At 60.0% G+C, this 21,625-nt stretch carries 20 protein-coding genes; 6 read left to right on the top strand and 14 right to left on the bottom strand.

Annotated features, from left to right (window positions below):
- Positions 1–124: 124 nt before the first annotated feature.
- The 4 genes from sutA to glnK all read right to left on the bottom strand — a co-directional run bounded on the left by sutA (position 125) and on the right by glnK (position 2,901).
- Positions 125–448, bottom strand: coding sequence for a transcriptional regulator SutA (sutA, locus tag KGB07_RS08790; protein WP_046038997.1), 324 nt, complete (start codon positions 446–448; stop codon positions 125–127).
- A 101-nt stretch (positions 449–549) separates the two neighbouring features.
- Positions 550–975 carry a secondary thiamine-phosphate synthase enzyme YjbQ gene (locus KGB07_RS08785; protein WP_008015517.1) on the bottom strand — a complete coding sequence of 142 codons (426 nt, stop codon included), beginning with the start codon at positions 973–975 and terminating at the stop codon, positions 550–552.
- A 214-nt stretch (positions 976–1,189) separates the two neighbouring features.
- Positions 1,190–2,527, bottom strand: a complete 1,338-nt coding sequence (locus tag KGB07_RS08780) for an ammonium transporter (RefSeq protein WP_046038994.1) — start codon at positions 2,525–2,527, stop codon at positions 1,190–1,192.
- Positions 2,528–2,562: 35 nt separating this feature from the next.
- Complete coding sequence (glnK, locus tag KGB07_RS08775) at positions 2,563–2,901, bottom strand: P-II family nitrogen regulator (RefSeq protein WP_002555808.1); 339 nt, start codon at positions 2,899–2,901, stop codon at positions 2,563–2,565.
- A 408-nt stretch (positions 2,902–3,309) separates the two neighbouring features.
- Between glnK and KGB07_RS08770 the strand changes: the two genes are divergently transcribed.
- Complete coding sequence (locus KGB07_RS08770; RefSeq protein ID WP_046038993.1) at positions 3,310–3,570, top strand: accessory factor UbiK family protein; 261 nt, start codon at positions 3,310–3,312, stop codon at positions 3,568–3,570.
- Positions 3,571–3,753: 183 nt separating this feature from the next.
- Complete coding sequence (locus KGB07_RS08765; RefSeq protein WP_046038992.1) at positions 3,754–5,247, top strand: YifB family Mg chelatase-like AAA ATPase; 1,494 nt, start codon at positions 3,754–3,756, stop codon at positions 5,245–5,247.
- A gap of 83 nt (positions 5,248–5,330) precedes the next feature.
- Here the strand turns inward: KGB07_RS08765 and KGB07_RS08760 are convergent, their stop codons facing one another.
- A complete protein-coding gene (locus KGB07_RS08760) occupies positions 5,331–6,545 on the bottom strand; it encodes an aldose 1-epimerase family protein (protein WP_046038990.1) in 1,215 nt (404 codons plus the stop codon).
- 325 nt (positions 6,546–6,870) lie between these two features.
- A complete protein-coding gene (locus KGB07_RS08755; protein WP_046038988.1) occupies positions 6,871–7,791 on the bottom strand; it encodes a LysR substrate-binding domain-containing protein in 921 nt (306 codons plus the stop codon).
- Between the two features lie 158 nt (positions 7,792–7,949).
- Here KGB07_RS08755 and KGB07_RS08750 point away from each other — a divergent pair, with 158 nt between their 5' ends.
- Entirely contained in the window at positions 7,950–9,347 is a 1,398-nt protein-coding gene (locus KGB07_RS08750; protein ID WP_223465220.1) for a NorM family multidrug efflux MATE transporter, read from the top strand.
- 196 nt (positions 9,348–9,543) lie between these two features.
- Here the strand turns inward: KGB07_RS08750 and KGB07_RS08745 are convergent, their stop codons facing one another.
- Positions 9,544–11,217: a putative bifunctional diguanylate cyclase/phosphodiesterase gene (locus KGB07_RS08745; protein ID WP_223465219.1), complete on the bottom strand. Its 1,674-nt coding sequence runs from the start codon at positions 11,215–11,217 to the stop codon at positions 9,544–9,546.
- Between the two features lie 264 nt (positions 11,218–11,481).
- Between KGB07_RS08745 and rep the strand changes: the two genes are divergently transcribed.
- Entirely contained in the window at positions 11,482–13,491 is a 2,010-nt protein-coding gene (rep, locus tag KGB07_RS08740; RefSeq protein WP_046038986.1) for a DNA helicase Rep, read from the top strand.
- Between the two features lie 57 nt (positions 13,492–13,548).
- On the top strand, positions 13,549–14,121 hold the full coding sequence (locus tag KGB07_RS08735) for a xanthine phosphoribosyltransferase (protein ID WP_046038985.1): 573 nt from the start codon (positions 13,549–13,551) through the stop codon (positions 14,119–14,121).
- A gap of 130 nt (positions 14,122–14,251) precedes the next feature.
- Here KGB07_RS08735 and KGB07_RS08730 read toward each other — a convergent pair whose 3' ends face one another.
- The 6 genes from KGB07_RS08730 to dadA all read right to left on the bottom strand — a co-directional run bounded on the left by KGB07_RS08730 (position 14,252) and on the right by dadA (position 20,393).
- Positions 14,252–16,174, bottom strand: a complete 1,923-nt coding sequence (locus tag KGB07_RS08730) for an acetyl-CoA hydrolase/transferase C-terminal domain-containing protein (RefSeq protein WP_223465218.1) — start codon at positions 16,172–16,174, stop codon at positions 14,252–14,254.
- 137 nt (positions 16,175–16,311) lie between these two features.
- Positions 16,312–16,734, bottom strand: coding sequence for a c-type cytochrome (locus tag KGB07_RS08725; RefSeq protein WP_046038983.1), 423 nt, complete (start codon positions 16,732–16,734; stop codon positions 16,312–16,314).
- A gap of 182 nt (positions 16,735–16,916) precedes the next feature.
- Complete coding sequence (locus KGB07_RS08720; protein ID WP_008023455.1) at positions 16,917–17,465, bottom strand: cupin domain-containing protein; 549 nt, start codon at positions 17,463–17,465, stop codon at positions 16,917–16,919.
- A gap of 127 nt (positions 17,466–17,592) precedes the next feature.
- The gene (alr, locus tag KGB07_RS08715; protein ID WP_056726341.1) at positions 17,593–18,666 is read right to left on the bottom strand and encodes an alanine racemase; all 1,074 of its coding nucleotides are present in this window, start codon (positions 18,664–18,666) and stop codon (positions 17,593–17,595) included.
- A gap of 97 nt (positions 18,667–18,763) precedes the next feature.
- Complete coding sequence (locus tag KGB07_RS08710) at positions 18,764–19,117, bottom strand: RidA family protein (protein WP_223465217.1); 354 nt, start codon at positions 19,115–19,117, stop codon at positions 18,764–18,766.
- Positions 19,089–20,393: a D-amino acid dehydrogenase gene (gene dadA, locus KGB07_RS08705; protein ID WP_223465216.1), complete on the bottom strand. Its 1,305-nt coding sequence runs from the start codon at positions 20,391–20,393 to the stop codon at positions 19,089–19,091. The genes KGB07_RS08710 and dadA overlap by 29 nt, the downstream gene beginning before the upstream one ends.
- A 157-nt stretch (positions 20,394–20,550) precedes the next feature.
- On the opposite strand from dadA, the gene KGB07_RS08700 reads away from it, so the two are divergent.
- Positions 20,551–21,039 carry an Lrp/AsnC ligand binding domain-containing protein gene (locus tag KGB07_RS08700; RefSeq protein ID WP_007975155.1) on the top strand — a complete coding sequence of 163 codons (489 nt, stop codon included), beginning with the start codon at positions 20,551–20,553 and terminating at the stop codon, positions 21,037–21,039.
- A gap of 124 nt (positions 21,040–21,163) precedes the next feature.
- Here KGB07_RS08700 and KGB07_RS08695 read toward each other — a convergent pair whose 3' ends face one another.
- Positions 21,164–21,517 (bottom strand): YkgJ family cysteine cluster protein, encoded by a 354-nt coding sequence (locus KGB07_RS08695; RefSeq protein ID WP_007975156.1) that lies wholly within the window; start codon positions 21,515–21,517, stop codon positions 21,164–21,166.
- Positions 21,518–21,625: the final 108 nt, after the last annotated feature.

The raw sequence follows: 21,625 nt of genomic DNA, 5'->3' as shown, positions 1-21,625 counted from the left end.
ATCGTCGGATCGCCGCCCGGAGCAAGCTCGCTCCCACAGGGATCACCACAGGTTTCAAATTTTTGTTTCAGACATGAAAAAGCCCGCAGCGACGGCGGGCTTTTTCAGCAAGCGGGTAGCAGGCTCAGATAGGCCGGCTGCCGTACTTGTTGTCCGGTTTCTTGGGCGGATCGGCGACCACATTGGCCTCCACTTCCTGCACCTTGCCACCTTTGGCCAAAAACTCCTCCATGGCCCGCGCGAGAGCATCGCGTTCCTTGTTCTTGGCTTCGACACTCGGCAGTTCATCGACCGATACCGCTGCCTTGGCCTTGCCTTTGGCGGCCGGAACCGGCGCATCACCGCCGTCGTCTTCAGCGACGTCTTCCGCCGCTGCTTCCAGACCTTCTTCGGTTTCGTCGTCGTCGCCTACTTCGAGGTCGTCGTTTTCCAGATCATCGTCGCTCATGTTCTACCTCATGACTTGCGAAAAGCAGATTAGTTATAGCCCAGCTTTGCCCTCTGTCGAAGGCTGCAGGAAAAAATTCAACAGCCGCTGCTGACCAGCGGCTATGCCTCTTCACCGTGTACGGTGGCGAGGACTTTACGGGCACCGCCATGATCACGGTGCTCGCCCAGATAAACGCCTTGCCAGGTCCCCAACGCCAACCGGCCTGCCGAAATCGGCAAACTGAGCTGACAGCCAAGCACGCTGGCCTTGAAGTGCGCCGGGAGGTCGTCCAGGCCTTCGTCGTTATGCTCATAGCCGTCTGTTCCTTGTGGGATCAGACGATTGAAAAATCGTTCGAAGTCGCGACGTACCGCCGGATCGGCGTTCTCGTTGATGGTCAACGACGCCGAGGTATGCTGCAGCCACAAATGCAACAGACCGACCCGACACGCCTTGAGTTCAGGCAGGCCGGCGAGTAACTCGTCCGTTACCAGATGAAAGCCCCGGGGCCTCGCCCGCAAGGTAATCAGAGTCTGTTGCCACATACTGTTCTCCGCACGTTCGGGGCGCATTCTAGCGCGCTCTGGGAAAAAACAAAGGCCCTAATATTCCTTCAATCCTGTAAGCCTTTGGCGGCACAAAAACACCCGACGTAAACATCGTAAAACCTGTAGGAAAAAACCTTTCAGCTCAGTCCTTAATGACAAATTCCAGACAAAAAAATGCCCGGCAAGCCGGGCAGTTTTTTTACGCGCCTGCTTACAAGTTGTAGCCGCGTTCGTTGTGAAGCGCCAGATCGATGCCGACCGCCTCTTCTTCTTCGTTGATACGCAGGCCCATGACCGCATCCAGCACCTTGAGGATGATGTATGTAGCGATCGCGGTGTAGATCACCGTGAAGCCCACGCCTTTGCACTGAATCCACACTTGTGCGGCGATGTCGGTCACGGTGCCGAAGCCACCCAGGGACGGAGCAGCGAACACACCGGTCAGGATTGCGCCGAGGATACCGCCGATACCGTGCACGCCGAAGGCGTCCAGGGAGTCGTCATAGCCGAGCTTGCGCTTGAGGGTGGTGGCGCAGAAGAAGCACACCACACCAGCCGCCAGACCGATTACCAGTGCGCCCATCGGGCCAACGGTGCCGGCAGCCGGGGTGATTGCCACCAGACCGGCAACCACGCCCGAAGCAATGCCCAGTGCACTAGGTTTGCCGTGGGTGAGCCACTCGGCAAACATCCAGCCCAGTGCAGCAGCGGCGGTAGCAATCTGAGTTACCAGCATCGCCATACCGGCGGTGCCGTTGGCCGCAGCGGCGGAACCGGCGTTGAAACCGAACCAGCCGACCCACAGCATGGCCGCGCCCATCAGGGTGTAACCGAGGTTGTGCGGCGCCATCGGCGTGGTCGGGAAGCCTTTACGCTTGCCCAGCACCAGGCAGGCAACCAGACCAGCCACACCGGCGTTGATATGCACCACGGTGCCGCCGGCGAAGTCCAGAACTCCCCAGTCCCACAACAGACCGCCGTTACCGGACCAGACCATGTGCGCAATCGGCGCGTAAACCAGGGTGAACCACACGCCCATGAACACCAACATCGCGGAGAACTTCATCCGCTCGGCGAAGGCGCCTACGATCAGCGCCGGGGTGATGATCGCGAAGGTCATCTGGAAGGTGACGAACACCGCCTCGGGGAACAGCGCCGCAGGGCCGGTCAGGCTGGCTGGCGTGATGCCGGCGAGGAACGCCTTGCCCATGCCGCCGAAGAACGAGTTGAAGTTGATGACGCCCTGCTCCATGCCCGTGGTGTCGAACGCGATGCTGTAGCCATAAATGACCCACAGGACGCTGATCAGACCGGTAATGGCGAAGCACTGCATCATCACGGAAAGAATGTTTTTCGACCGAACCATGCCGCCGTAGAACAGCGCGAGGCCGGGAATGGTCATGAACAGCACCAAGGCTGTCGAGGTCATCATCCAGGCGGTGTCGCCGGAGTTGAGGACTGGGGCCGCCACTTCGTCTGCCGCCAGAGCAAGGCTGGGCATTACGATGGACAACAGGGCTCCTAGCCCTGCGAATTTACGCAGAGTCATATTGTTTTCTCCTGGGGCGTTGGGTTTGTGGCGGCTTAGATTGCGTCGGTATCGGTTTCGCCGGTACGGATGCGAATCGCCTGTTCCAGATTGACCACGAAGATCTTGCCGTCACCGATCTTGCCGGTGTTGGCCGCCTTGGTGATGGCCTCGATTACCCGGTCCAGATCCTTATCGTCGATGGCGACGTCGATCTTCACCTTGGGCAGGAAATCGACCACGTATTCCGCGCCGCGATACAGCTCGGTGTGACCCTTCTGCCGACCAAAGCCTTTGACTTCAGTGACGGTAATGCCCTGCACGCCGATCTCGGACAGCGACTCGCGTACGTCGTCCAACTTGAACGGCTTGATGATGGCAGTGACTAGCTTCATGAAAACTCTCTCCCGAATTGGTGGACTTGCCCCAGGAAAACAAACCCGACTCAAGTCTAAGCGCAGTGCCTGGCTTTGTAACGCATCGTCGGCCCTGACCTGCCCGTCCGACGCCCCTCACGAAACACTCCCCCGCTTCGCTTGGCGCACTTCGTTCGTCACAGTGACTGCATCAGTGCATGGGTCATCACCATCTAAGCAGAAACCTTGCCATCTCCACAAAACTCATAGTTTTCAATCTTTTGCCGACAGATGTCCGCCATATCGCAGCAACACTCGCCGGGTTACGCACAATAACGGTGCAACACCGTCCGTCCCCATGCGCGAAAAGCGTGCATCCCTTGCCCGCGCAAATGACTATAGACACTGCGTGATACACTGCCCGTCATTGTTTCCAGGACATTGCCCATGCTTGCGCCAAAAGACTTCCTCGACGCCCTCACCGGCACTGCCTCCCGCCTCTTCAGCGGCGACACGCCTCTGCCGAAAGCTGAAATCGAAAGCCAGTTCAAAATGTTGCTGCAAAGTGGCTTCAGCAAACTGGATCTGGTGAGTCGGGAAGAGTTCGATAGCCAGATGGTTGTATTGGCGCGCACACGGGCGCGACTGGAGAGCCTTGAGGCGAAGGTGGCGGAGCTGGAAGCGAAGCTGAATCCGCCGACCGAATAAACACCGTATGCACGAATGAAAAACCGCCTTTTGGGCGGTTTTTTTGTTTTCGAACAGCAGTGGATATGACCTCGCAACATCCGGCGAACATTTCCCGGCCTGTTTCCAACGCCAGATCCTCACCCCGCGTCTACCCTTCAAAAACCCGCAGGAAGCGGTCCCCGTTTAGCTCAAGGAACGATCATGTCCCTCTCCATCGTCCACAGCCGCGCCCAGGTCGGCGTGGAGGCGCCTGCCGTTACTGTAGAAGTCCATCTGGCCAATGGTTTGCCATCGCTGACCATGGTCGGCTTGCCCGAGGCGGCGGTGAAGGAAAGCAAGGATCGGGTGCGCAGTGCGATCATCAATTCGGGACTGCAATTTCCGGCGCGACGGATCACGTTGAATCTGGCGCCGGCGGATTTGCCCAAGGATGGCGGACGGTTCGATCTGGCGATTGCCCTCGGGATTCTCTCGGCCAGCGTGCAAGTGCCGACGTTGACACTGGATGACGTGGAGTGCCTGGGGGAGCTGGCGCTTTCCGGCGCAGTGCGACCGGTCCGCGGGGTGCTGCCGGCGGCATTGGCGGCGCGCAAGGCCGGGCGTTGGTTGATGGTGCCGCAGGCGAATGCCGAAGAGGCCTGCCTGGCGTCGGGGTTGAAGGTCATCGCGGTGGACCATCTGCTGCAAGCGGTGGCGCATTTCAATGGGCACACCCCCATCGAACCTTACGTTTCCAATGGTTTGCTCTACGCCAGCAAACCCTATCCTGATTTGAATGAAGTTCAGGGGCAAATGGCAGCCAAACGCGCGCTGCTGATTGCGGCAGCGGGTGCGCACAACCTGCTGTTCAGCGGGCCACCAGGTACGGGCAAGACACTGCTGGCGAGCCGATTACCAGGGCTGTTGCCACCCTTGGCCGAAAACGAAGCACTGGAGGTCGCGGCGATTCAATCCGTCGCCAGCTGCGTACCGCTGAGCCACTGGCCACAGCGACCCTTCCGACAACCACACCATTCCGCCTCAGGACCGGCACTGGTGGGCGGTGGCTCGAAACCACAACCGGGCGAAATCACCCTCGCTCACCATGGCGTGCTGTTCCTCGATGAACTCCCGGAATTTGATCGCAAGGTATTGGAGGTGTTGAGAGAACCACTGGAATCCGGCCACATCGTGATTTCCCGCGCCAAGGACCGCGTACGCTTCCCGGCGCGCTTTCAACTGGTCGCTGCGATGAATCCCTGCCCCTGTGGATATCTTGGCGAACCGAGTGGCCGTTGTTCCTGTACGCCGGACATGGTTCAGCGCTATCGCAACAAACTGTCGGGGCCACTGCTGGATCGTATTGATCTGCACCTGACGGTTGCTCGCGAAGCCACGGCATTGAATCCTGCGTTAAAACCCGGCGAGGACACTGCCACCGCCGCCGAGTTGGTTGCCGATGCACGAGAACGGCAACAAAAGCGCCAAGGCTGTGCCAATGCCTTTCTCGACTTGCCGGGCCTGCGCAGACACTGCAAGTTATCCACAACAGACGAAACGTGGCTGGAGACAGCGTGTGAACGACTGACCTTGTCACTGCGAGCGGCCCATCGACTGCTCAAAGTAGCGCGCACTCTTGCGGACCTTGAACAAGTCGATGAGATCAGACGCGAGCACTTGGCCGAAGCGCTGCAATATCGGCCAACAAGCCAGTAGCTCAAATTTGTAAGTGTTTTGAAAAACGTCATTTCTAAGTGTTTTTTCGACCAATGAGCGGTTTTTCGGAAAGATGGCGCAAATCACCCCTTGGTAAGGTCAACCAACGGCGTCTGCCGCACCTCAGTCTCCCGCCCACCTTGAATCTCGCTCACCTGCTTCAACGCCTTATCCACAGCGGTCTTATCCGCCAGCAAGCCGTAGCTGATGCGGAACTGCTTCTGCTCCTTCGGCCCAATCATTGGCACCAGGTTCAGTGGCCGCTGATACCGGCGGTTGTAGGAAAAACTCGTGCCTGGCTCCAGCCCCGTGACATAGCCCTGCCCTTCGGTATCGGTGTTTTTCCACAGGGAGAACACGGGCAGTGTTTGAGTGTTGAAACCGACCGAGACGCCCAGGCTGCCGGCCTTGTTATGCAGGACGGTCAATGTATCGCCCTTGGCATCGGCGTACGGCACTACGTTGTAAACCGTTTCGTCGTAGTCCTTGGTCGGTGCGCGATAGGTTTGCCAGTCCGGCAAATCGCTTTTGGCTTTATCGTTGAACGGCGACACCTGTTTCACCGGCGCAGCGAAGCGGGCGCCCTGCTCCAGGAATGGGGTGCTGAAGTTACTGTGATACAGCGCCTGGTATTCCTTCGGATAGTCGCCGTTGTTGGTCAGGGTGTCGTTGAGGGCGAACGCTACGCTGCCGGGCTCGGTGACCAGTTCGGTCGCGACCGAGAAGTCGACTTTCTTGAAAGCCTGCTCTTTCAGCTCGCCGCGCAGGCTGATGGCGTACGGCGGTTTTTCATCGATGTGCAGGGTGACTTTGTTTGCCGGGATATTGGCAGCGCGACCGTGCAGGGTCAGCAGTTCGCCGTTGTCGATGCCGGGGTGGCCGACCCATTCGTAGCCGCAGCGGGTGACCAGTTCATTGAAGCCTTCCAGCCAGCCCAGGCCACCACGGCCGTTGAGCTCAATGAAGGACGGATTGACCACTTCCTTGACTGGCGAATCCCAACCCATGCGCACGTTACCGACCGAGGCCTGCAGGACGTTCATGCCGCGAGTTGGAACTACCGAAAGTTTCATCGTGCCGTTATCGATGTCGACGATGCTGACGCCTTCCTGCCGACCGCCGTGCAAAGTACGCAGGGTCACGCTGAAAGGTTTGTCGGTTTTTACGCCGAGTTGCTGGCTGGTGATTTGCCAGTTCTGGGCGGCTTTTTCGGTGTCGAGCAGGACGTAATCCCAGGCTAGGGCTTGGGAGGCAGCGGACAGTGCGCTGAGGGCAACGAAGAGTTTGAGCGGTGTCATGAAAATAGCCTTTCTTGGAGTTGTGCCATTTTTATAGACATGATGAAACGTTTCAGCAAGCATAAAAGTCGAAAAAATGCCAAGAAAGACAATTGATCAGTAGATGGGGGGCAAACGGATTTGAGTCGATGCCATCGCGAGTCTGCTCGCGATGGCGACTTCGGCAGTGACTCAACGAAACCGGTCAACCTGATGCCGCAAGTCCGCAGTGGAATACAGGGACCTGCACGAAGGTCCCATCAGCAAATTTTCAGCGGCGAAGTTGAATACTTGAGTCATTCACCGGGAGATTGCCTGAAGCCGTCATTGCGGCGGCTTCATCGTTTCAGCTCAGATGCACGACATCCGGCAACTCCATGGACCGGACTTCATTTTGCAGAAAGTCGCTGAGCCGGCGCATGCGTTCGCCGCCGGGCCGGGTTTTCGGCCATACCAGGTAATAGCACTCGCCACTGGCAACGGCGGTCGGCCAGGGCAAACTCAGGCGCCCCTGGGCCACGTCCTCAGCCACCATCAGCAGATCGCCCATGGACACGCCATAACCCCGCGCGGCGGCGATCATGCCCAGCTCCAAGGTATCGAACACCTGCCCGCCCTTGAGTGATACCTGATCAGCCAGCCCCATGCGTTCCAGCCAGTTGCGCCAGTCGCGGCGGTCCGGGGTCGGGTGCAGCAATTCGGTATTGGCCAGACGCGTGACATCCCAAGGCTGATCGTTCAGCAGGTTGGGGGCGCCCACCGGGATCAATTCCTCGGGGAACAGGTAACTCGCCTCCCAGTCCGGGGGGAAATGTCCATTGCCCAGCAACACCGCACAGTCGAACGGCTCGTCGTTGAAATCCACCGAATCGATGTCCATCCACGCACTGGTCAATTGCACTTCGTTGCCCGGTTGCAGATGACGGAAGCGACTGAGGCGCGCCAGCAACCAGCGCATGGTCAGGGTTGACGGGGCCTTCATGCGCAGGATGTCGTCTTCGGCGCGCAAGGTATTACAGCCACGTTCAAGGGCGGTGAAGCCTTCGCGAATGCCCGGCAACAGCAAACGGGCCGACTCGGTCAGTTGCAGGTTGCGGCCACTGCGGTGAAACAAGCGGCAGGCAAAATGCTCTTCGAGCGTACGAATATGTCGGCTGACCGCACTTTGGGTAATCGACAGCTCTTCGGCCGCACGGGTAAACGAGCTGTGCCGCGCCGCCGCTTCGAATGCGCGCAGGGCATACAAGGGAGGAAGACGACGGGACATTGGGAAAGCTCCTGGTGCGGGGTTCGCCTACCCTAGCAGAAACTCTCCAGCATGAGTTTTAATCATGCTACCCATCCTTTTTATCCCTTTGTGCAAACCGCGCAAAGCGCCGAGAATCGGTGCTTTCCTGTTCCCTTTGATAATCGAGCGTGATGACCATGCAGCATCCAGCACGTACTGAACTCTGGGCCATCCTGCGGCTGGCGGGGCCGCTGATTGCCTCGCAGTTGGCGCACATGCTGATGGTCCTCACCGACACCCTGATGATGGCGCGCCTGAGTCCCGAGGCCCTGGCCGGTGGCGGGCTCGGTGCGGCGACCTATTCGTTCGTGTCGATTTTCTGCATCGGCGTGATTGCGGCCGTCGGCACTTTGGTGGCGATCCGTCAGGGGGCCGGCGATATCGTCGGGGCTACCCGGCTGACCCAGGCCGGGCTGTGGCTGGCATGGCTGATGGCACTGGCCGCCGGTTTGCTGCTGTGGAACCTCAAACCGGTCTTGCTGCTATTCGGGCAGACCGAAACCAACGTCAACGCGGCCGGTCAATTTTTGATCTTCCTGCCGTTCGCCCTGCCCGGCTACCTGAGCTTCATGGCCCTGCGCGGGTTCACCAGCGCCATTGGCCGTGCGACGCCGGTGATGGTCATCAGCCTTGGCGGTACGGTCGCCAACTTCCTGCTCAACTACGCGTTGATCACCGGCATGTTCGGCCTGCCGAAGCTGGGGTTGACGGGCATTGGGCTGGTCACGGCGATTGTCGCCAACCTGATGGCACTTGCGCTGGCGTGGCACATTCGTCGGCATCCGGCTTATGAGGCCTATCCGCTACGCCAGGGCCTGTCGCGGCTGAACCGCCAGTACCTGAAGGAGCTGTGGCGCCTGGGCCTGCCGATTGGCGGCACCTACGCGGTGGAAGTCGGGCTGTTTGCCTTCGCCGCGCTGTGCATGGGCACCATGGGCAGCACACAACTGGGGGCGCATCAGATTGCCCTGCAAATCGTCTCGGTGGCGTTCATGGTGCCAGCGGGGATTTCCTACGCGATCACCATGCGCATCGGCCAGCACTATGGCGCCGGGCAATTGCTGTATGCGCGGCTGGCCGGGCGGGTCGGCATTGCGTTCGGGGCGGCGGCGATGCTGTGTTTCGCCATGGTCTTCTGGCTATTGCCGAACCAATTGGTCGGTTTGTTTCTCGACCACAACGACCCGGCGTTTCGCGATGTCATCAACCTGGCCGTGAGCCTGTTGGCGGTGGCGGCATGGTTCGAGCTGTTCGACGGCGTGCAAACCATTGCCATGGGCTGCATTCGCGGACTCAAGGATGCCAAGACCACTTTCCTCGTCGGCCTGGGTTGCTACTGGCTGATTGGCGCACCGGCAGCGTGGTGGATGGCGTTCCACCTGAATTGGGGGCCAACGGGTGTCTGGTGGGGCTTGGCGCTGGGGCTGGCGTGCGCGGCGGTGAGCCTGACGCTGGGGTTTGAGTGGAAGATGAAGCGGATGATTCGACGGGAGCCAACGCAACAGAACGACTTCACGGTCGCTCAGCCAGACTGAGATCCCCTGTGGGAGCAGCCCTGTGGCGAGGGGGCTTGCCCCCGTTCGGTTGCGCAGCAACCGCAAAGCCAGAAAATGCGATGTACCTGACAGAGCTCGGTTGCAGGATAAGGGGCCGCTTCGCGACCCAACGGGGCAGTGCGGCGTTCCGACAAGCCCCCTCGCCACAAAAGCCCGCTCCACAGGGGTGTACACGTCAGCTCACGATTTCCAGCATCGGCTGCTGACTGGAACCAAACGTCAGATATTCCACCAACTCGGCCAGCGGCAATGGCTTGCTGATCAAATATCCCTGCACCTGATCGCATTCAAACCCGCGCAGCAGATCCAGTTGCTCCGGCGTTTCCACGCCTTCTGCGACCACCTCGAGGTTGAGGTTGTGCGCCAGGTTGATCATCGCGTGGACCAGCTTGCGGTTTTCCTCACGCTGCTCCATACCGCCGACAAAGCTCTTGTCGATCTTCAGCAAGGTGATCGGCAGGCTGTTGAGGTGCACGAACGACGAGAACCCGGTGCCGAAGTCGTCGAGGGAGAAGCGCACGCCGAGGCGCCCGAGGGCATCCATGGTCTGCTTGACCAGATCGCTGCGACGCATCACGGCGGTTTCGGTCAGCTCGAACTCCAGCCACTGCGCCTCGACACCTCGCTCGGCAATCAGGCGACTGAGGGTCGACAACAGCTGGCTGTCCTGGAACTGTCGGAACGACAGATTGATCGCCATGTGCAACGGCGGCAAACCCAGCTCAAGCAGCGCCTGCATGTCGCGCAAGGCCCGGGAAATCACCCAGTAGCCCAGCGGCACAATCAGACCGCTTTGCTCAGCCAGCGGCACGAACTCACTCGGAGGCAGCAAGCCGCGCTCGGCATGCCGCCAGCGCACCAACGCTTCGAGGCCAACGATCTGCCCGTCTTCGAGGTTCAGCCGTGGCTGGTAATGCAGCTCCAGCTCATCACGACGCAGCGCCCGGCGCAGCTCGGTTTCGAGGTCGGCGATGCTGCGGGCATTGCGGTTGATGCGCTCGTTGAAAATGTGAAAGGTGCAGCCCTGGGTGCTTTTGGCCTGCTGCATGGCGATGTGCGCATGCCACATCAGCGGGTCCGCACCGGCCTGGGCCCGGGCGTAGGCGATGCCCAGGCTGGAGCCGATCAACAGGCTTTCGCCGTCGACCCAGTAAGGCTCGGCCAGTGCTTCGCTGATGCGCTCGGCCATCCACTCGGCACGCTGGGGAGCGCGACGGGTGTCGATCAGCAGAGCGAATTCATCACTGCCCAGGCGCGCCAGTTGATCGCCGGCCTCAAGCTGGTTTTTGAGCCGCGCCACCACTTGCAGGATCAGGCGGTCACCGGCCTGATGGCCGAGGGCGTCGTTGGCATAACGGAAGTTGTCGAGATCGAGATGACCGAGGGCCAGGCCGCGACCGTCGTTTTCCGCCAGGCGCGCCGTCAGCAGGGTCTGGAAACCCTGGCGGTTGGCGATGCCGGTCAGCGGATCTTGCTCGGCCAGGCGTTGCAGAGTGTTTTCCAGGACGCCGCGTTCGCGCACATGGCGCAGGCAACGGCGCAACATGCCGGGATCGAGCAAATCGCGCACCAGCCAGTCACTCACGCCGTCGGGCGGGGTCAGCGGCTCATGGTCGAGCAACAACACCGTCGGCAGGCTGCAACGGCCCGGCGCCGGTTGAAGTTGCGGGATGGTCAATAACACCGCGCTGCGGTTGTCATCGAACAGGCTGCTGACCGACTCCCAACTCGGCGCGCTGATGAGCACGGCCGAGCTCCCCATAGGAGCCAGACACTCGCGCAACAACGCTGCCCACGCTGGCTCTTCGGCCAGTAGCAGCAAACGCAAGGGTTCGACAGGCGTAGACAAGCTAGCTCCCTAGACTCTGCAAAGATGTAGGCGACGGGCATTATGCCGTTCCGATGACCAATGACAATGACATCAGTGAGCAAAACGAGCCCTTTGTATCCGGAATTACGAACATTAGCCGCAAATTCGTTGCGCATCCTGCGTGAAAGTAACAAAACCGGCAATTACAGATAGCGTGCTACGTCACAAGTCGGACAGAGCAGCACAATTCGCTGAGCCTGTTAAAATGCCGGCCCATTTTGTGACTGACTCCTGAATTTACGTATGTCCCGACTCAATCCCCGGCAGCAAGAAGCCGTGAACTACGTCGGCGGCCCTCTATTGGTGCTCGCCGGTGCTGGCTCCGGCAAGACCAGCGTGATCACGCGCAAAATCGCGCACCTGATCCAGAACTGCGGCATTCGCGCCCAGTACATCGTCGCCATGACCTTTACCAACAAGGCCGCCCGCGAAATGAAGGAACGGGTCGGCACCCTGCTGCGTGCCGGTGAAGGGCGCGGGCTGACGGTCTGCACGTTCCACAACCTGGGCCTGAACATCATCCGCAAGGAACACGTGCGGCTGGGCTACAAACCGGGCTTCTCGATCTTCGACGAGACCGACGTCAAGGCCCTGATGACCGACATCATGCAGAAGGAATACTCGGGCGACGACGGCGTCGACGAGATCAAGAACATGATCGGCGCCTGGAAAAACGACCTGATCCTGCCGGCCCAGGCCCTGGAAAACGCGCGCAACCCCAAGGAACAGACCGCTGCCATCGTCTACACCCACTACCAGCGCACGCTCAAGGCGTTCAACGCGGTGGACTTCGACGACCTGATCCTGCTGCCGGTGAAGCTATTCGAGGAGCACGCCGACATCCTGGAAAAGTGGCAGAACAAGGTGCGTTACCTGCTGGTCGACGAATACCAGGACACCAACGCCAGCCAGTACCTGCTGGTGAAAATGCTCATCGGCAAGCGCAACCAGTTCACCGTGGTGGGCGACGATGACCAGTCGATCTATGCCTGGCGCGGCGCTCGCCCGGAAAACCTGATGCTGCTCAAGGAAGACTACCCGTCCTTGAAAGTGGTGATGCTGGAGCAGAACTACCGCTCCACCAGTCGCATCCTGCGCTGCGCCAACGTGCTGATCTCGAACAACCCCCACGAATTCGAAAAGCAGCTGTGGAGTGAAATGGGTCACGGCGACGAGATCCGCGTGATCCGTTGCCGCAACGAAGACGCCGAGGCCGAGCGCGTGGCCATGGAAATCCTCAGCCTGCACTTGCGCACCGACCGCCCGTACAGCGATTTCGCGATCCTGTATCGCGGTAACTACCAAGCCAAGCTGATCGAACTGAAGTTGCAGCATCACCAAGTGCCGTATCGCCTGTCCGGCGGCAACAGCTTTTTCGGACGTCAGGAAGTGAAAGACCTGATGGCCTACTTCCGCCTGATCGTGAACCCGGACGACGACAACGCCTTCCTGCGGGTGATCAACGTGCCGCGCCGCGAGATCGGTTCGACCACGCTGGAGAAGCTGGGTAACTACGCCACCGAACGCAAGATCTCGATGTACGCTGCCACCGACGAGATGGGTTTGGGCGAGCATCTGGACAGCCGCTTCACCGATCGCCTGTCGCGCTTCAAGCGCTTCATGGACAGGGTCCGCGAGCAGTGCGCCGGCGAAGACCCGATCTCTGCCCTGCGCAGCATGGTCATGGACATCGACTACGAGAACTGGCTGCGCACCAACAGCTCCAGCGACAAGGCTGCCGACTACCGCATGGGTAACGTCTGGTTCCTGATTGAAGCGCTGAAGAACACCCTGGAAAAAGACGAAGAAGGCGAAATGACCGTCGAGGACGCCATCGGAAAACTCGTCCTGCGCGACATGCTCGAGCGTCAGCAGGAAGAGGAAGATGGCGCCGAAGGCGTGCAGATGATGACCTTGCATGCGTCCAAGGGCCTGGAATTTCCCTACGTGTTCATCATGGGCATGGAGGAGGAAATCCTCCCGCACCGCTCCAGCATCGAAGCCGACACTATCGAAGAAGAACGTCGCCTGGCCTACGTGGGCATTACCCGCGCGCGCCAGACCCTGGCCTTCACCTTCGCCGCCAAGCGCAAGCAGTACGGCGAGATCATCGATTGCGCACCGAGCCGCTTCCTCGATGAGTTGCCGCCGGACGATCTGGCCTGGGAAGGCAACGACGACACACCGACCGAAGTCAAAGCCGTGCGCGGCAACAATGCATTGGCGGATATACGCGCGATGTTAAAGCGCTAGAATTGACCACTTTTTTAAAACCTTAGGGCGCACAAGGCGCCAACAGAGGACAGCTTCATGGAAGCCCTGCACAAGAAAATTCGCGAAGAAGGCATCGTGCTTTCCGACCAGGTCCTGAAAGTCGACGCCTTTCTGAACCACCAGATCGACCCAGCCCTGATGAAGCTGATCGGCGACGAATTCGCCACGCTGTTCAAGGATTCGGGCATCACCAAGATCGTCACCATCGAAGCCTCGGGCATCGCCCCGGCGATCATGACCGGTCTGAACCTGGGTGTGCCGGTGATTTTCGCCCGCAAGCACCAGTCCCTGACCCTGACCGAAAACCTGCTGTCGGCGACCGTGTACTCGTTCACCAAGCAGACCGAAAGCACCGTGGCGATCTCCCCGCGCCACCTGACCAGCAGCGACCGCGTGCTGATCATCGATGACTTCCTGGCCAACGGTAAGGCGTCCCAGGCACTGATTTCGATCATCAAGCAGGCTGGCGCCACCGTGGCGGGCCTGGGCATCGTGATCGAGAAGTCGTTCCAGGGCGGCCGTGCGGAACTGGACTCGCAGGGTTATCGAGTAGAGTCCCTGGCCCGGGTGAAGTCGCTGGCCGATGGTGTCGTGACCTTTATCGAGTAAGCCGCCACACCGCAAAACCAGTGTGGGAGCGAGCCTGCTCGCGATTGCATAGTGTCAGTCAACATCTTCGTTGACAGATACACCGCTTTCGCGAGCAGGCTCGCTCCCACAGTTGATTTTGGGTTGGCTGTTATTGCGCGGTGGCCTTGAGGCCTGTGAGCAGCAGGCGCTGATACAAATCCTCCTTCATCCCCTCCGGGTTAGCCAGTTGCATGCGTTCCAGATGCTCCGGGAACAACGCAGGCTCTGGCGCATCCAGCGCTGCCTTGCCCAATTCCAGCACCTCGCTCAGCTTGAACTTGCTCTTGAGCCAGTTCAGCGCCCGCAACAGATCGCGCTCGACCCCGGAGAAATCACAGCCCAGCGGATACTCCGGAAACAGCTGCGGATGCCGCGCCTGAATCGCCTGTAAACGCTGCGGACTGTTATCGGTAAAGCGCGGATCGAGACAGAAGTCCTTGGGTAGTTTGCCGACTTTCTGCGCCTGCTCGATCAACCCCGGCTGAAAACGCGAGTCGCTGATATTGAGCAAGGCCTCGATCACCGCCGCATCGGTCTTGCCGCGAAGATCGGCGATGCCGTATTCGGTGACCACGATGTCCCGCAAGTGCCGGGGAATCGTGCAGTGACCGTATTCCCAGACGATGTTCGAGCTGACATCGCCGCCAGACTCGCGCCAACTGCGCAGCAACAAGACCGAGCGCGCGCCTGCCAGTGCATGCCCCTGAACCACGAAGTTGTATTGCCCGCCTACGCCGCTGAGCACACGTCCGTCTTCGAGCTGATCCGCCACCGCGGCACCGAGCAAGGTCACGGTGAACGCAGTGTTGATGAACCGCGCATCCAGGCGCTGCAAACGCTTGAGTTCTTCCTGGCCGTAGAGCTCGTTGATGTAGCTGATGCGGGTCATGTTGAATTCGAGCCGCTTGTTTTGCGGCAACTCGCGCAAGCGTTCGTAGTAGCTGCGCGGACCGAGGAAGAATCCGCCGTGCACCGAGATGCCATCGGTTTGCGCAGCTTCGTCGAGGGTGCCGGCATTCGCCTGCTGTTGGGTCGCCACGTCCGGATAAACCTTGCGCCGCACGATCCCGGCATCCGCCAGCACCAGCAAGCCGTTGACGAACATTTCGCTGCAACCGTACAAGCCCTTGGCGAAGGGTTCGATGCCGCCTTCGCGCTCGATCAGTTGCGACCACTGACTGAGGTTTACGTCTGCCAGCAAAGCCCTGTATCGGTCGTTGTCTGCTTGCCGCGCCAGCAGTGCCGCTGTCAGCGCATCGCCCATGGAGCCGATACCAATCTGCAAGGTGCCGCCGTCACGCACCAAGGTGCTGGCGTGCAGGCCGATGAAATGGTCCTGACACCCCACCGGCATGTTCGGCGTGGAAAACAGCGTGGTGTTGTCCTTCTCATCGATCAGCAGGTCAAAGGTGTCGATGCCGAGTTCCGCATCGCCGGGCATGTAGGGCAGATCGTTGTGCACCTGGCCGACCATCAGGATGGTTTCTCCGGCGGCGCGGCGCTTGGCGATCATCGGCAACAGGTCGAGGGTGATGTCCGGGTTGCAGCTCAGGCTCAAGCGGTCGGGATGCTCGGCTTCGCTGGCCACCAGTTGCGCCACCAGATTCAACCCGGCGGCATTGATGTCCCGCGCCGCATGGCTGTAATTGCTGCTGACGTAATCCTGTTGCGCCGTGGCACTGTTGAGCAGGCTGCCAGGCTGCATGAAGAACTGCTGGACGTGGATGTTGCCCGGTAGACCGTCGCGGCGCAGGTCGGCGAGAAATTCCAGCTCCGGATAATCGCCGAAGACCCGCTCGACAAAGGGTTCGAGAAAGCGCTTTTGCAAACCATCGCCCAAGGGTGGGCGCCCCAGGCACAACGCGGTGTAGATCGTCAGCCGTCGCTCGGGCGACTGTGCGATTCGTTGATACAGCGCGTTGACGAAGTGATTGGGTTTGCCCAACCCCAGAGGCAGGCCCATGTGGATATGCGCCGGCAACCGTGCCAAGACGTCATCGACTGCCTGTTCGATAGAGCACAGCTGAACCATCGGATCCTCCCTCACGTTCCATGACTTGGGCTTGAACCGAGCTTGCCGTGTCTTTGCTGCAATGAACAGCCACCCGGGTTAAATCACAGGCACAAAAAAGCCGCTCGAAAGCGGCTTTTCAGCAGCAAGACTCAGGCTTATTTCAAGCCGGACATCTTCTGGATGGCGCCTTTGAGCTCGGCGTCGGAGCAATCGGCGCAGGTGCCTTTAGGCGGCATCGAGTTGATACCGGTAATGGCTTTGGCCAGGATGCCGTCGAGGCCGCCCTGGTGATCGGCACGGTCTTTCCAGGCAGCGGCATCACCGATTTTCGGCGCGCCCAACAGGCCTGAACCGTGGCAAGCGTTGCAATGTTTTGCAATCACTTCATCCGGGGTTTTCGCACCACCACCGCCGCCAGCGGCAGTGGCCACTTCCATGCCCTTGCACTCTTTACCCTGAACACAAACCTGGCCGACTGGCTCAAGGCGTTTGGCGATATCGTCGTTGGTCGCAGCCTGAGCGCTGACACTGACAGCCCAAAGGGCCAATACGGTTGCTGGTGCAGCCAGCATTTTCATAATTAGGTTCACGCGTTCACCCTCAATGGTGGCTAGTCACGCCTACGGCCACGGTTCGCAGGCGGGCGCAAGTATAGCGGTAAGCCCGTCGCACTGAAACAACCCCAAAGTCGGAGGGGTCTTAGGCCGCGACGGAAAAACAGCCTGGGCGCCTCTGCGATGCTGGCAGGACGCCCCTTTTCTTAGAAATTCGCCGGCGTGGCTGCGCTGATTAGTCGCGCTGGCACGTCGAACGGATTACGGAAACGGTGTGGCTTGGTACTTTCAAAGTAGTAGCTATCGCCGGCTTCGAGGACAAAAGTTTCGAGTCCGACCACCAGTTCCAGTTTTCCTTCGACCAGGATGCCGGTTTCCTCGCCCTCATGGGTGAGCATCTCGTCACCGGTGTCGGCGCCTGGCGGATAGATTTCATTGAGGAATGCGATCGCCCGGCTCGGGTGCGCCCGACCGACCAGTTTCATGGTCACCGCGCCATCGGAAATATCGATCAGCTCGTTGGCTTTGTAGACGATCTGAGTCGGTTTTTCCTGCAGGATTTCTTCGGAAAAGAACTCGACCATGGACATGGGAATCCCGCCCAACACCTTGCGCAGCGAACTGATCGAGGGGCTGACGCTGTTCTTCTCGATCATCGAAATCGTGCTGTTGGTGACCCCCGCCCGTTTGGCGAGCTCACGCTGGGAAAGGCCTTTGAGCCTACGGATGGATTGCAGTCGTTCACCGACGTCCAAAGCTTGCGCCTCCAGGATTCAGATTGTTGGAATAGTGAGCGTTATCATGGCGACAGCGTTCAGTATTTACAACACCTTGACCTGAATCCTGCTCAGCGAGGCGACTTCCGGTCTGGAGCCCTGCGCACTAAGCCCCGGAATAGAGCAGTGGCACTCGACGCAGGTTGCAGAAGATCTGGTAAGGAATCGTGCCGGCAGCCATGGCCACATCGCTGGCGAGGATGTTTTTGCCCCACAATTCGACGGTCGAACCAAGGCCGGCCTGCGGCACATCGGTCAGGTCGATACAGAGCATGTCCATCGATACCCGACCGATCAACTGGCTGCGCTGCCCGGCAACCAGCACTGGCGTGCCGGTCGGTGCCAGACGCGGGTAACCGTCGGCGTAACCCATGGCCACGACGCCAATGCGCATCGGTTTGGGGGTGATGAATTTGGCGCCGTAACCGACGGGCTCGCCAGCCGGCAACTCGCGCACACTGATCACTTTCGATTCCAGGGTCATGACCGGTTGCAGGCGCGATGCCGCTTCGTTGGCTTCTTCGAAAGGCGTGGCGCCATAGAGCATGATGCCTGGGCGCACCCAATCGCTCGGAATCTGCGGCCAACCGAGCACCGCCGGCGAGTTGCGCAGGCTGACCTCGGCGGACAAGCCCTTGCGCGCAGCTTCAAATACCGCCACCTGATCGGCGCTGGCCTGCTCGTGCAGTTCGTCGGCGCGGGCAAAGTGGCTCATCAGCACCACTTTCGCGACTTTGCCGCTGGCCAGCAGCCGTTGATAGGCCGCCTGATAATCCGCCGGGTGCAGACCCACGCGGTGCATGCCCGAATCGAGCTTCAGCCACACGGTGATCGGCTTGCTCAACGCCGCTTTCTCGATGGCTTCGAGCTGCCACAGCGAATGCACCACGCACCAGAAATCATGCTCGACGATCAGCGCCAGCTCATCGGCTTCGAAAAAACCTTCCAGCAGCAGGATCGGCGCACGAATGCCCGCCGCCCGCAGCTCCAACGCCTCTTCGATGCAGGCCACGGCAAACCCGTCCGCCTCGGCTTCCAGCGCCTGGGCGCAACGCACCGCACCGTGACCATAGGCATCGGCCTTGATCACCGCGAGGGCTTTGGCCCCCGTGAGCTCACGGGCGATTCGGTAGTTGTTGCGCAGGGCTTGAAGGTCGATCAGGGCACGGGCAGGACGCATGGCGGCAGACTTCTGGTCGGGTTATCGGGAAGAAAAACCGGTGCTGGCTAACGGCGTGAACCGCCAGCAGCACCGGGAGAGGGATCTGTCTGAAAGCTTATGGCAGAGCGGCTACAACCGACAGCTCGACCAGGATTTCCGGTTCGCACAATTTCGATTCAACGGTGGCACGGGCCGGGGCGAATCCTTTTGGCAGCCACTGGTCCCACACCGCGTTCATGCCTTCGAAATGCGCGTCGATGTCCTTCAGGTAAATCGTCACCGACAGCAGATGGTGCTTGTCGGTGCCGGCCAGATCGAGCAACCGCTCGATGTTGGCGAGGGTTTCGCGGGTCTGCTGTTCAATCCCGGCGTTCAAGTCATCGCCAACCTGTCCGGCCAGGTAAACCGTGCCGTTATGGGTGACGATCTGACTCATGCGCTCATTGGTGAGCTGGCGCTGGACTGACATGCTTTGCAGACTCCTGGGTTTTTTTGCCATAACGGGAAATATCGAGGCCTTCGGCGCTGATCTGCGGCTTTTTCTTCGCTATCAGGTCCGCCAGCAAGCGACCGGAGCCGCAAGCCATGGTCCAGCCGAGCGTGCCGTGGCCGGTGTTCAGGAACAGGTTCTTGAACGGGGTGGCACCAACGATCGGGGTGCCGTCCGGAGTGGTCGGACGCAGGCCGGTCCAGAAATCGGCCTGGGCCAGATCGCCGCCCTGAGGATAAAGGTCGTTGACGATCATCTCCAGGGTTTCGCGGCGACGCGGATTCAGCGACAGGTCAAAACCGGCGATTTCAGCCATGCCGCCAACGCGGATGCGGTTGTCGAAACGGGTGATCGCGACCTTGTAGGTCTCGTCGAGAATGGTCGAAGTCGGGGCCATCGCCGGGTTGGTGATCGGCACGGTCAGGGAGTAGCCCTTGAGCGGGTACACCGGCGCCTTGATCCCCAGCGGCTTGAGCAGTTGCGGCGAGTAGCTGCCGAGGGCCAGCACGTAGCGGTCGGCGGTTTCCAGCTTGCCGTCGATCCACACGCCATTGATGCGATCACCGGCGAAGTCGAGGCGCTGAATGTCCTGGCCGAAACGGAATTGCACACCGAGGTTCGCGGCCATCTCGGCGAGCTTGGTGGTGAACATCTGGCAGTCGCCAGTCTGGTCGTTCGGCAGGCGTAGGGCACCGGCGAGGATGTCAGTGACGCTTGCCAGCGCCGGTTCAACGCGGGCAATGCCGTCGCGGTCGAGCAGCTCGAACGGCACGCCGGACTCTTTCAGCACGGCGATGTCTTTCGCGGCGCCGTCCAGTTGAGCCTGGGTGCGGAACAGCTGGGTCGTACCAAGGCTACGGCCTTCGTAGGTGATGCCGGTTTCGGCACGCAGTTCATCGAGGCAGTCACGGCTGTACTCGGACAGACGGACCATGCGCTCCTTGTTCACCGCGTAACGGCTGGCGGTGCAGTTGCGCAGCATCTGCGCCATCCACAGGTATTGGTCGATGTCGGCAGTGGCCTTGATCGCGAGTGGCGCGTGGCGCTGCAACAGCCACTTGATGGCCTTGAGCGGCACACCTGGCGCGGCCCACGGCGAGGCATAACCCGGCGAAACCTGCCCGGCGTTGGCGAAACTGGTCTCCATGGCAGCAGCTGGCTGCCGGTCCACAACCACCACTTCAAACCCGGCGCGGGCCAGATAATAAGCACTGGTGGTACCGATGACGCCGCTACCCAAGACCATGACGCGCATTTTCATATCCCTCATCGCGGCTAACCGCTGACGTTTGTTATTCAGAGCTTTAGATGCGCGCAGTGTAAAAAAGATTTGCCAGTGCTTTTCACTATATAAGCGCTTATATTTGGCGACAATTCTCGGCAAAAACCCTTTTCACGGAGGCGCATCCCCTATGCGTACCAACACTCAGACCAAACGTGAGCTGGACAAGATCGACCGCAATATCCTGCGGATCCTGCAAGCGGACGGGCGGATTTCCTTTACGGAGCTTGGAGAAAAGGTCGGGCTCTCGACCACGCCCTGTACTGAGCGGGTCCGGCGTCTGGAGCGCGAAGGGATCATCATGGGCTACAACGCCAGGCTCAATCCGCAGCACCTGAAGGGTAGTCTGCTGGTGTTCGTCGAAATCAGCCTGGACTACAAATCCGGCGATACTTTCGAAGAGTTCCGACGTGCGGTGCTGAAATTGCCCCATGTGCTGGAGTGTCATCTGGTGTCAGGGGATTTCGACTACCTGGTGAAAGCGCGGATTTCCGAGATGGCCTCGTACCGCAAGTTGCTGGGCGACATCCTGCTCAAGCTGCCCCACGTGCGCGAGTCCAAGAGCTATATCGTGATGGAAGAGGTGAAAGAGAGCCTGACCTTGCCGATTCCGGATTGAAATTTGCGGTGTCCGAACCGGCCCCATCGCGGGCAAGCCCGCTCCCACAGGTACAGTGGCGATCCTGTGGGAGCGGGCTTGCCCGCGATGAAGTCGACTCGGTTCTGCTGAAGTACGCCGCCGCCTAAACCAACACCTGCCGAGTGCTGGCCATGTACTCAAACACCTGCTTCTCCACCCGCGGATGAATCAATTCCACCGGCCCGCGACCATTCGGGCATGGCAAGGTCTTGGTGGTGCCGAACAACCGGCAGATCAGCGGCCGCTCGTCATACACCGTGCAACCATTCGGCCCCAGATGCACACAGTTGAGCTCTTCCATGGCGGCATCCTGCTCGGCGCGGGTCTTGCGCGGCAGTCGCGACATTTCTTCCGGCGAGGTGGTCACCGGCCCACAGCAGTCATGGCAGCCGGGAACGCACTCGAACGAGGGGATCTGTTGTCGCAATGTGCGGATCGTCTGGCTGTTGCAGCTCATTGCAGCGGTGACCAATAGCGGAATAGAGCGCGATTCTGACGCAAAAGACTCGATCCAGACAGCACCAGCCGACCAATGTTGCCCGTCCGGGAAGCTCCGGCTTATGCT

The organism is Pseudomonas sp. GL-RE-26 (assembly GCF_019956275.1).
Lineage (GTDB): Bacteria > Pseudomonadota > Gammaproteobacteria > Pseudomonadales > Pseudomonadaceae > Aquipseudomonas > Aquipseudomonas grandcourensis.
Note: the sequence above shows the minus strand (reverse complement) of the source record. Positions and strands in the feature narration are given on the sequence as shown.

Bases quoted from the DNA above. Each gene is read 5' to 3' on its own strand.
- sutA (WP_046038997.1), bottom strand. From the start codon at position 448: ATGAGCGACGATGATCTGGAAAACGACGACCTCGAAGTAGGCGACGAC.
- KGB07_RS08785 (WP_008015517.1), bottom strand. From the start codon at position 975: ATGTGGCAACAGACTCTGATTACCTTGCGGGCGAGGCCCCGGGGCTTT.
- KGB07_RS08780 (WP_046038994.1), bottom strand. From the start codon at position 2,527: ATGACTCTGCGTAAATTCGCAGGGCTAGGAGCCCTGTTGTCCATCGTA.
- glnK (WP_002555808.1), bottom strand. From the start codon at position 2,901: ATGAAGCTAGTCACTGCCATCATCAAGCCGTTCAAGTTGGACGACGTA.
- KGB07_RS08770 (WP_046038993.1), top strand. From the start codon at position 3,310: ATGCTTGCGCCAAAAGACTTCCTCGACGCCCTCACCGGCACTGCCTCC.
- KGB07_RS08765 (WP_046038992.1), top strand. From the start codon at position 3,754: ATGTCCCTCTCCATCGTCCACAGCCGCGCCCAGGTCGGCGTGGAGGCG.
- KGB07_RS08760 (WP_046038990.1), bottom strand. From the start codon at position 6,545: ATGACACCGCTCAAACTCTTCGTTGCCCTCAGCGCACTGTCCGCTGCC.
- KGB07_RS08755 (WP_046038988.1), bottom strand. From the start codon at position 7,791: ATGTCCCGTCGTCTTCCTCCCTTGTATGCCCTGCGCGCATTCGAAGCG.
- KGB07_RS08750 (WP_223465220.1), top strand. From the start codon at position 7,950: ATGCAGCATCCAGCACGTACTGAACTCTGGGCCATCCTGCGGCTGGCG.
- rep (WP_046038986.1), top strand. From the start codon at position 11,482: ATGTCCCGACTCAATCCCCGGCAGCAAGAAGCCGTGAACTACGTCGGC.
- KGB07_RS08735 (WP_046038985.1), top strand. From the start codon at position 13,549: ATGGAAGCCCTGCACAAGAAAATTCGCGAAGAAGGCATCGTGCTTTCC.
- KGB07_RS08730 (WP_223465218.1), bottom strand. From the start codon at position 16,174: ATGGTTCAGCTGTGCTCTATCGAACAGGCAGTCGATGACGTCTTGGCA.
- KGB07_RS08725 (WP_046038983.1), bottom strand. From the start codon at position 16,734: ATGAAAATGCTGGCTGCACCAGCAACCGTATTGGCCCTTTGGGCTGTC.
- alr (WP_056726341.1), bottom strand. From the start codon at position 18,666: ATGCGTCCTGCCCGTGCCCTGATCGACCTTCAAGCCCTGCGCAACAAC.
- KGB07_RS08710 (WP_223465217.1), bottom strand. From the start codon at position 19,117: ATGTCAGTCCAGCGCCAGCTCACCAATGAGCGCATGAGTCAGATCGTC.
- dadA (WP_223465216.1), bottom strand. From the start codon at position 20,393: ATGCGCGTCATGGTCTTGGGTAGCGGCGTCATCGGTACCACCAGTGCT.
- KGB07_RS08700 (WP_007975155.1), top strand. From the start codon at position 20,551: ATGCGTACCAACACTCAGACCAAACGTGAGCTGGACAAGATCGACCGC.
- KGB07_RS08695 (WP_007975156.1), bottom strand. From the start codon at position 21,517: ATGAGCTGCAACAGCCAGACGATCCGCACATTGCGACAACAGATCCCC.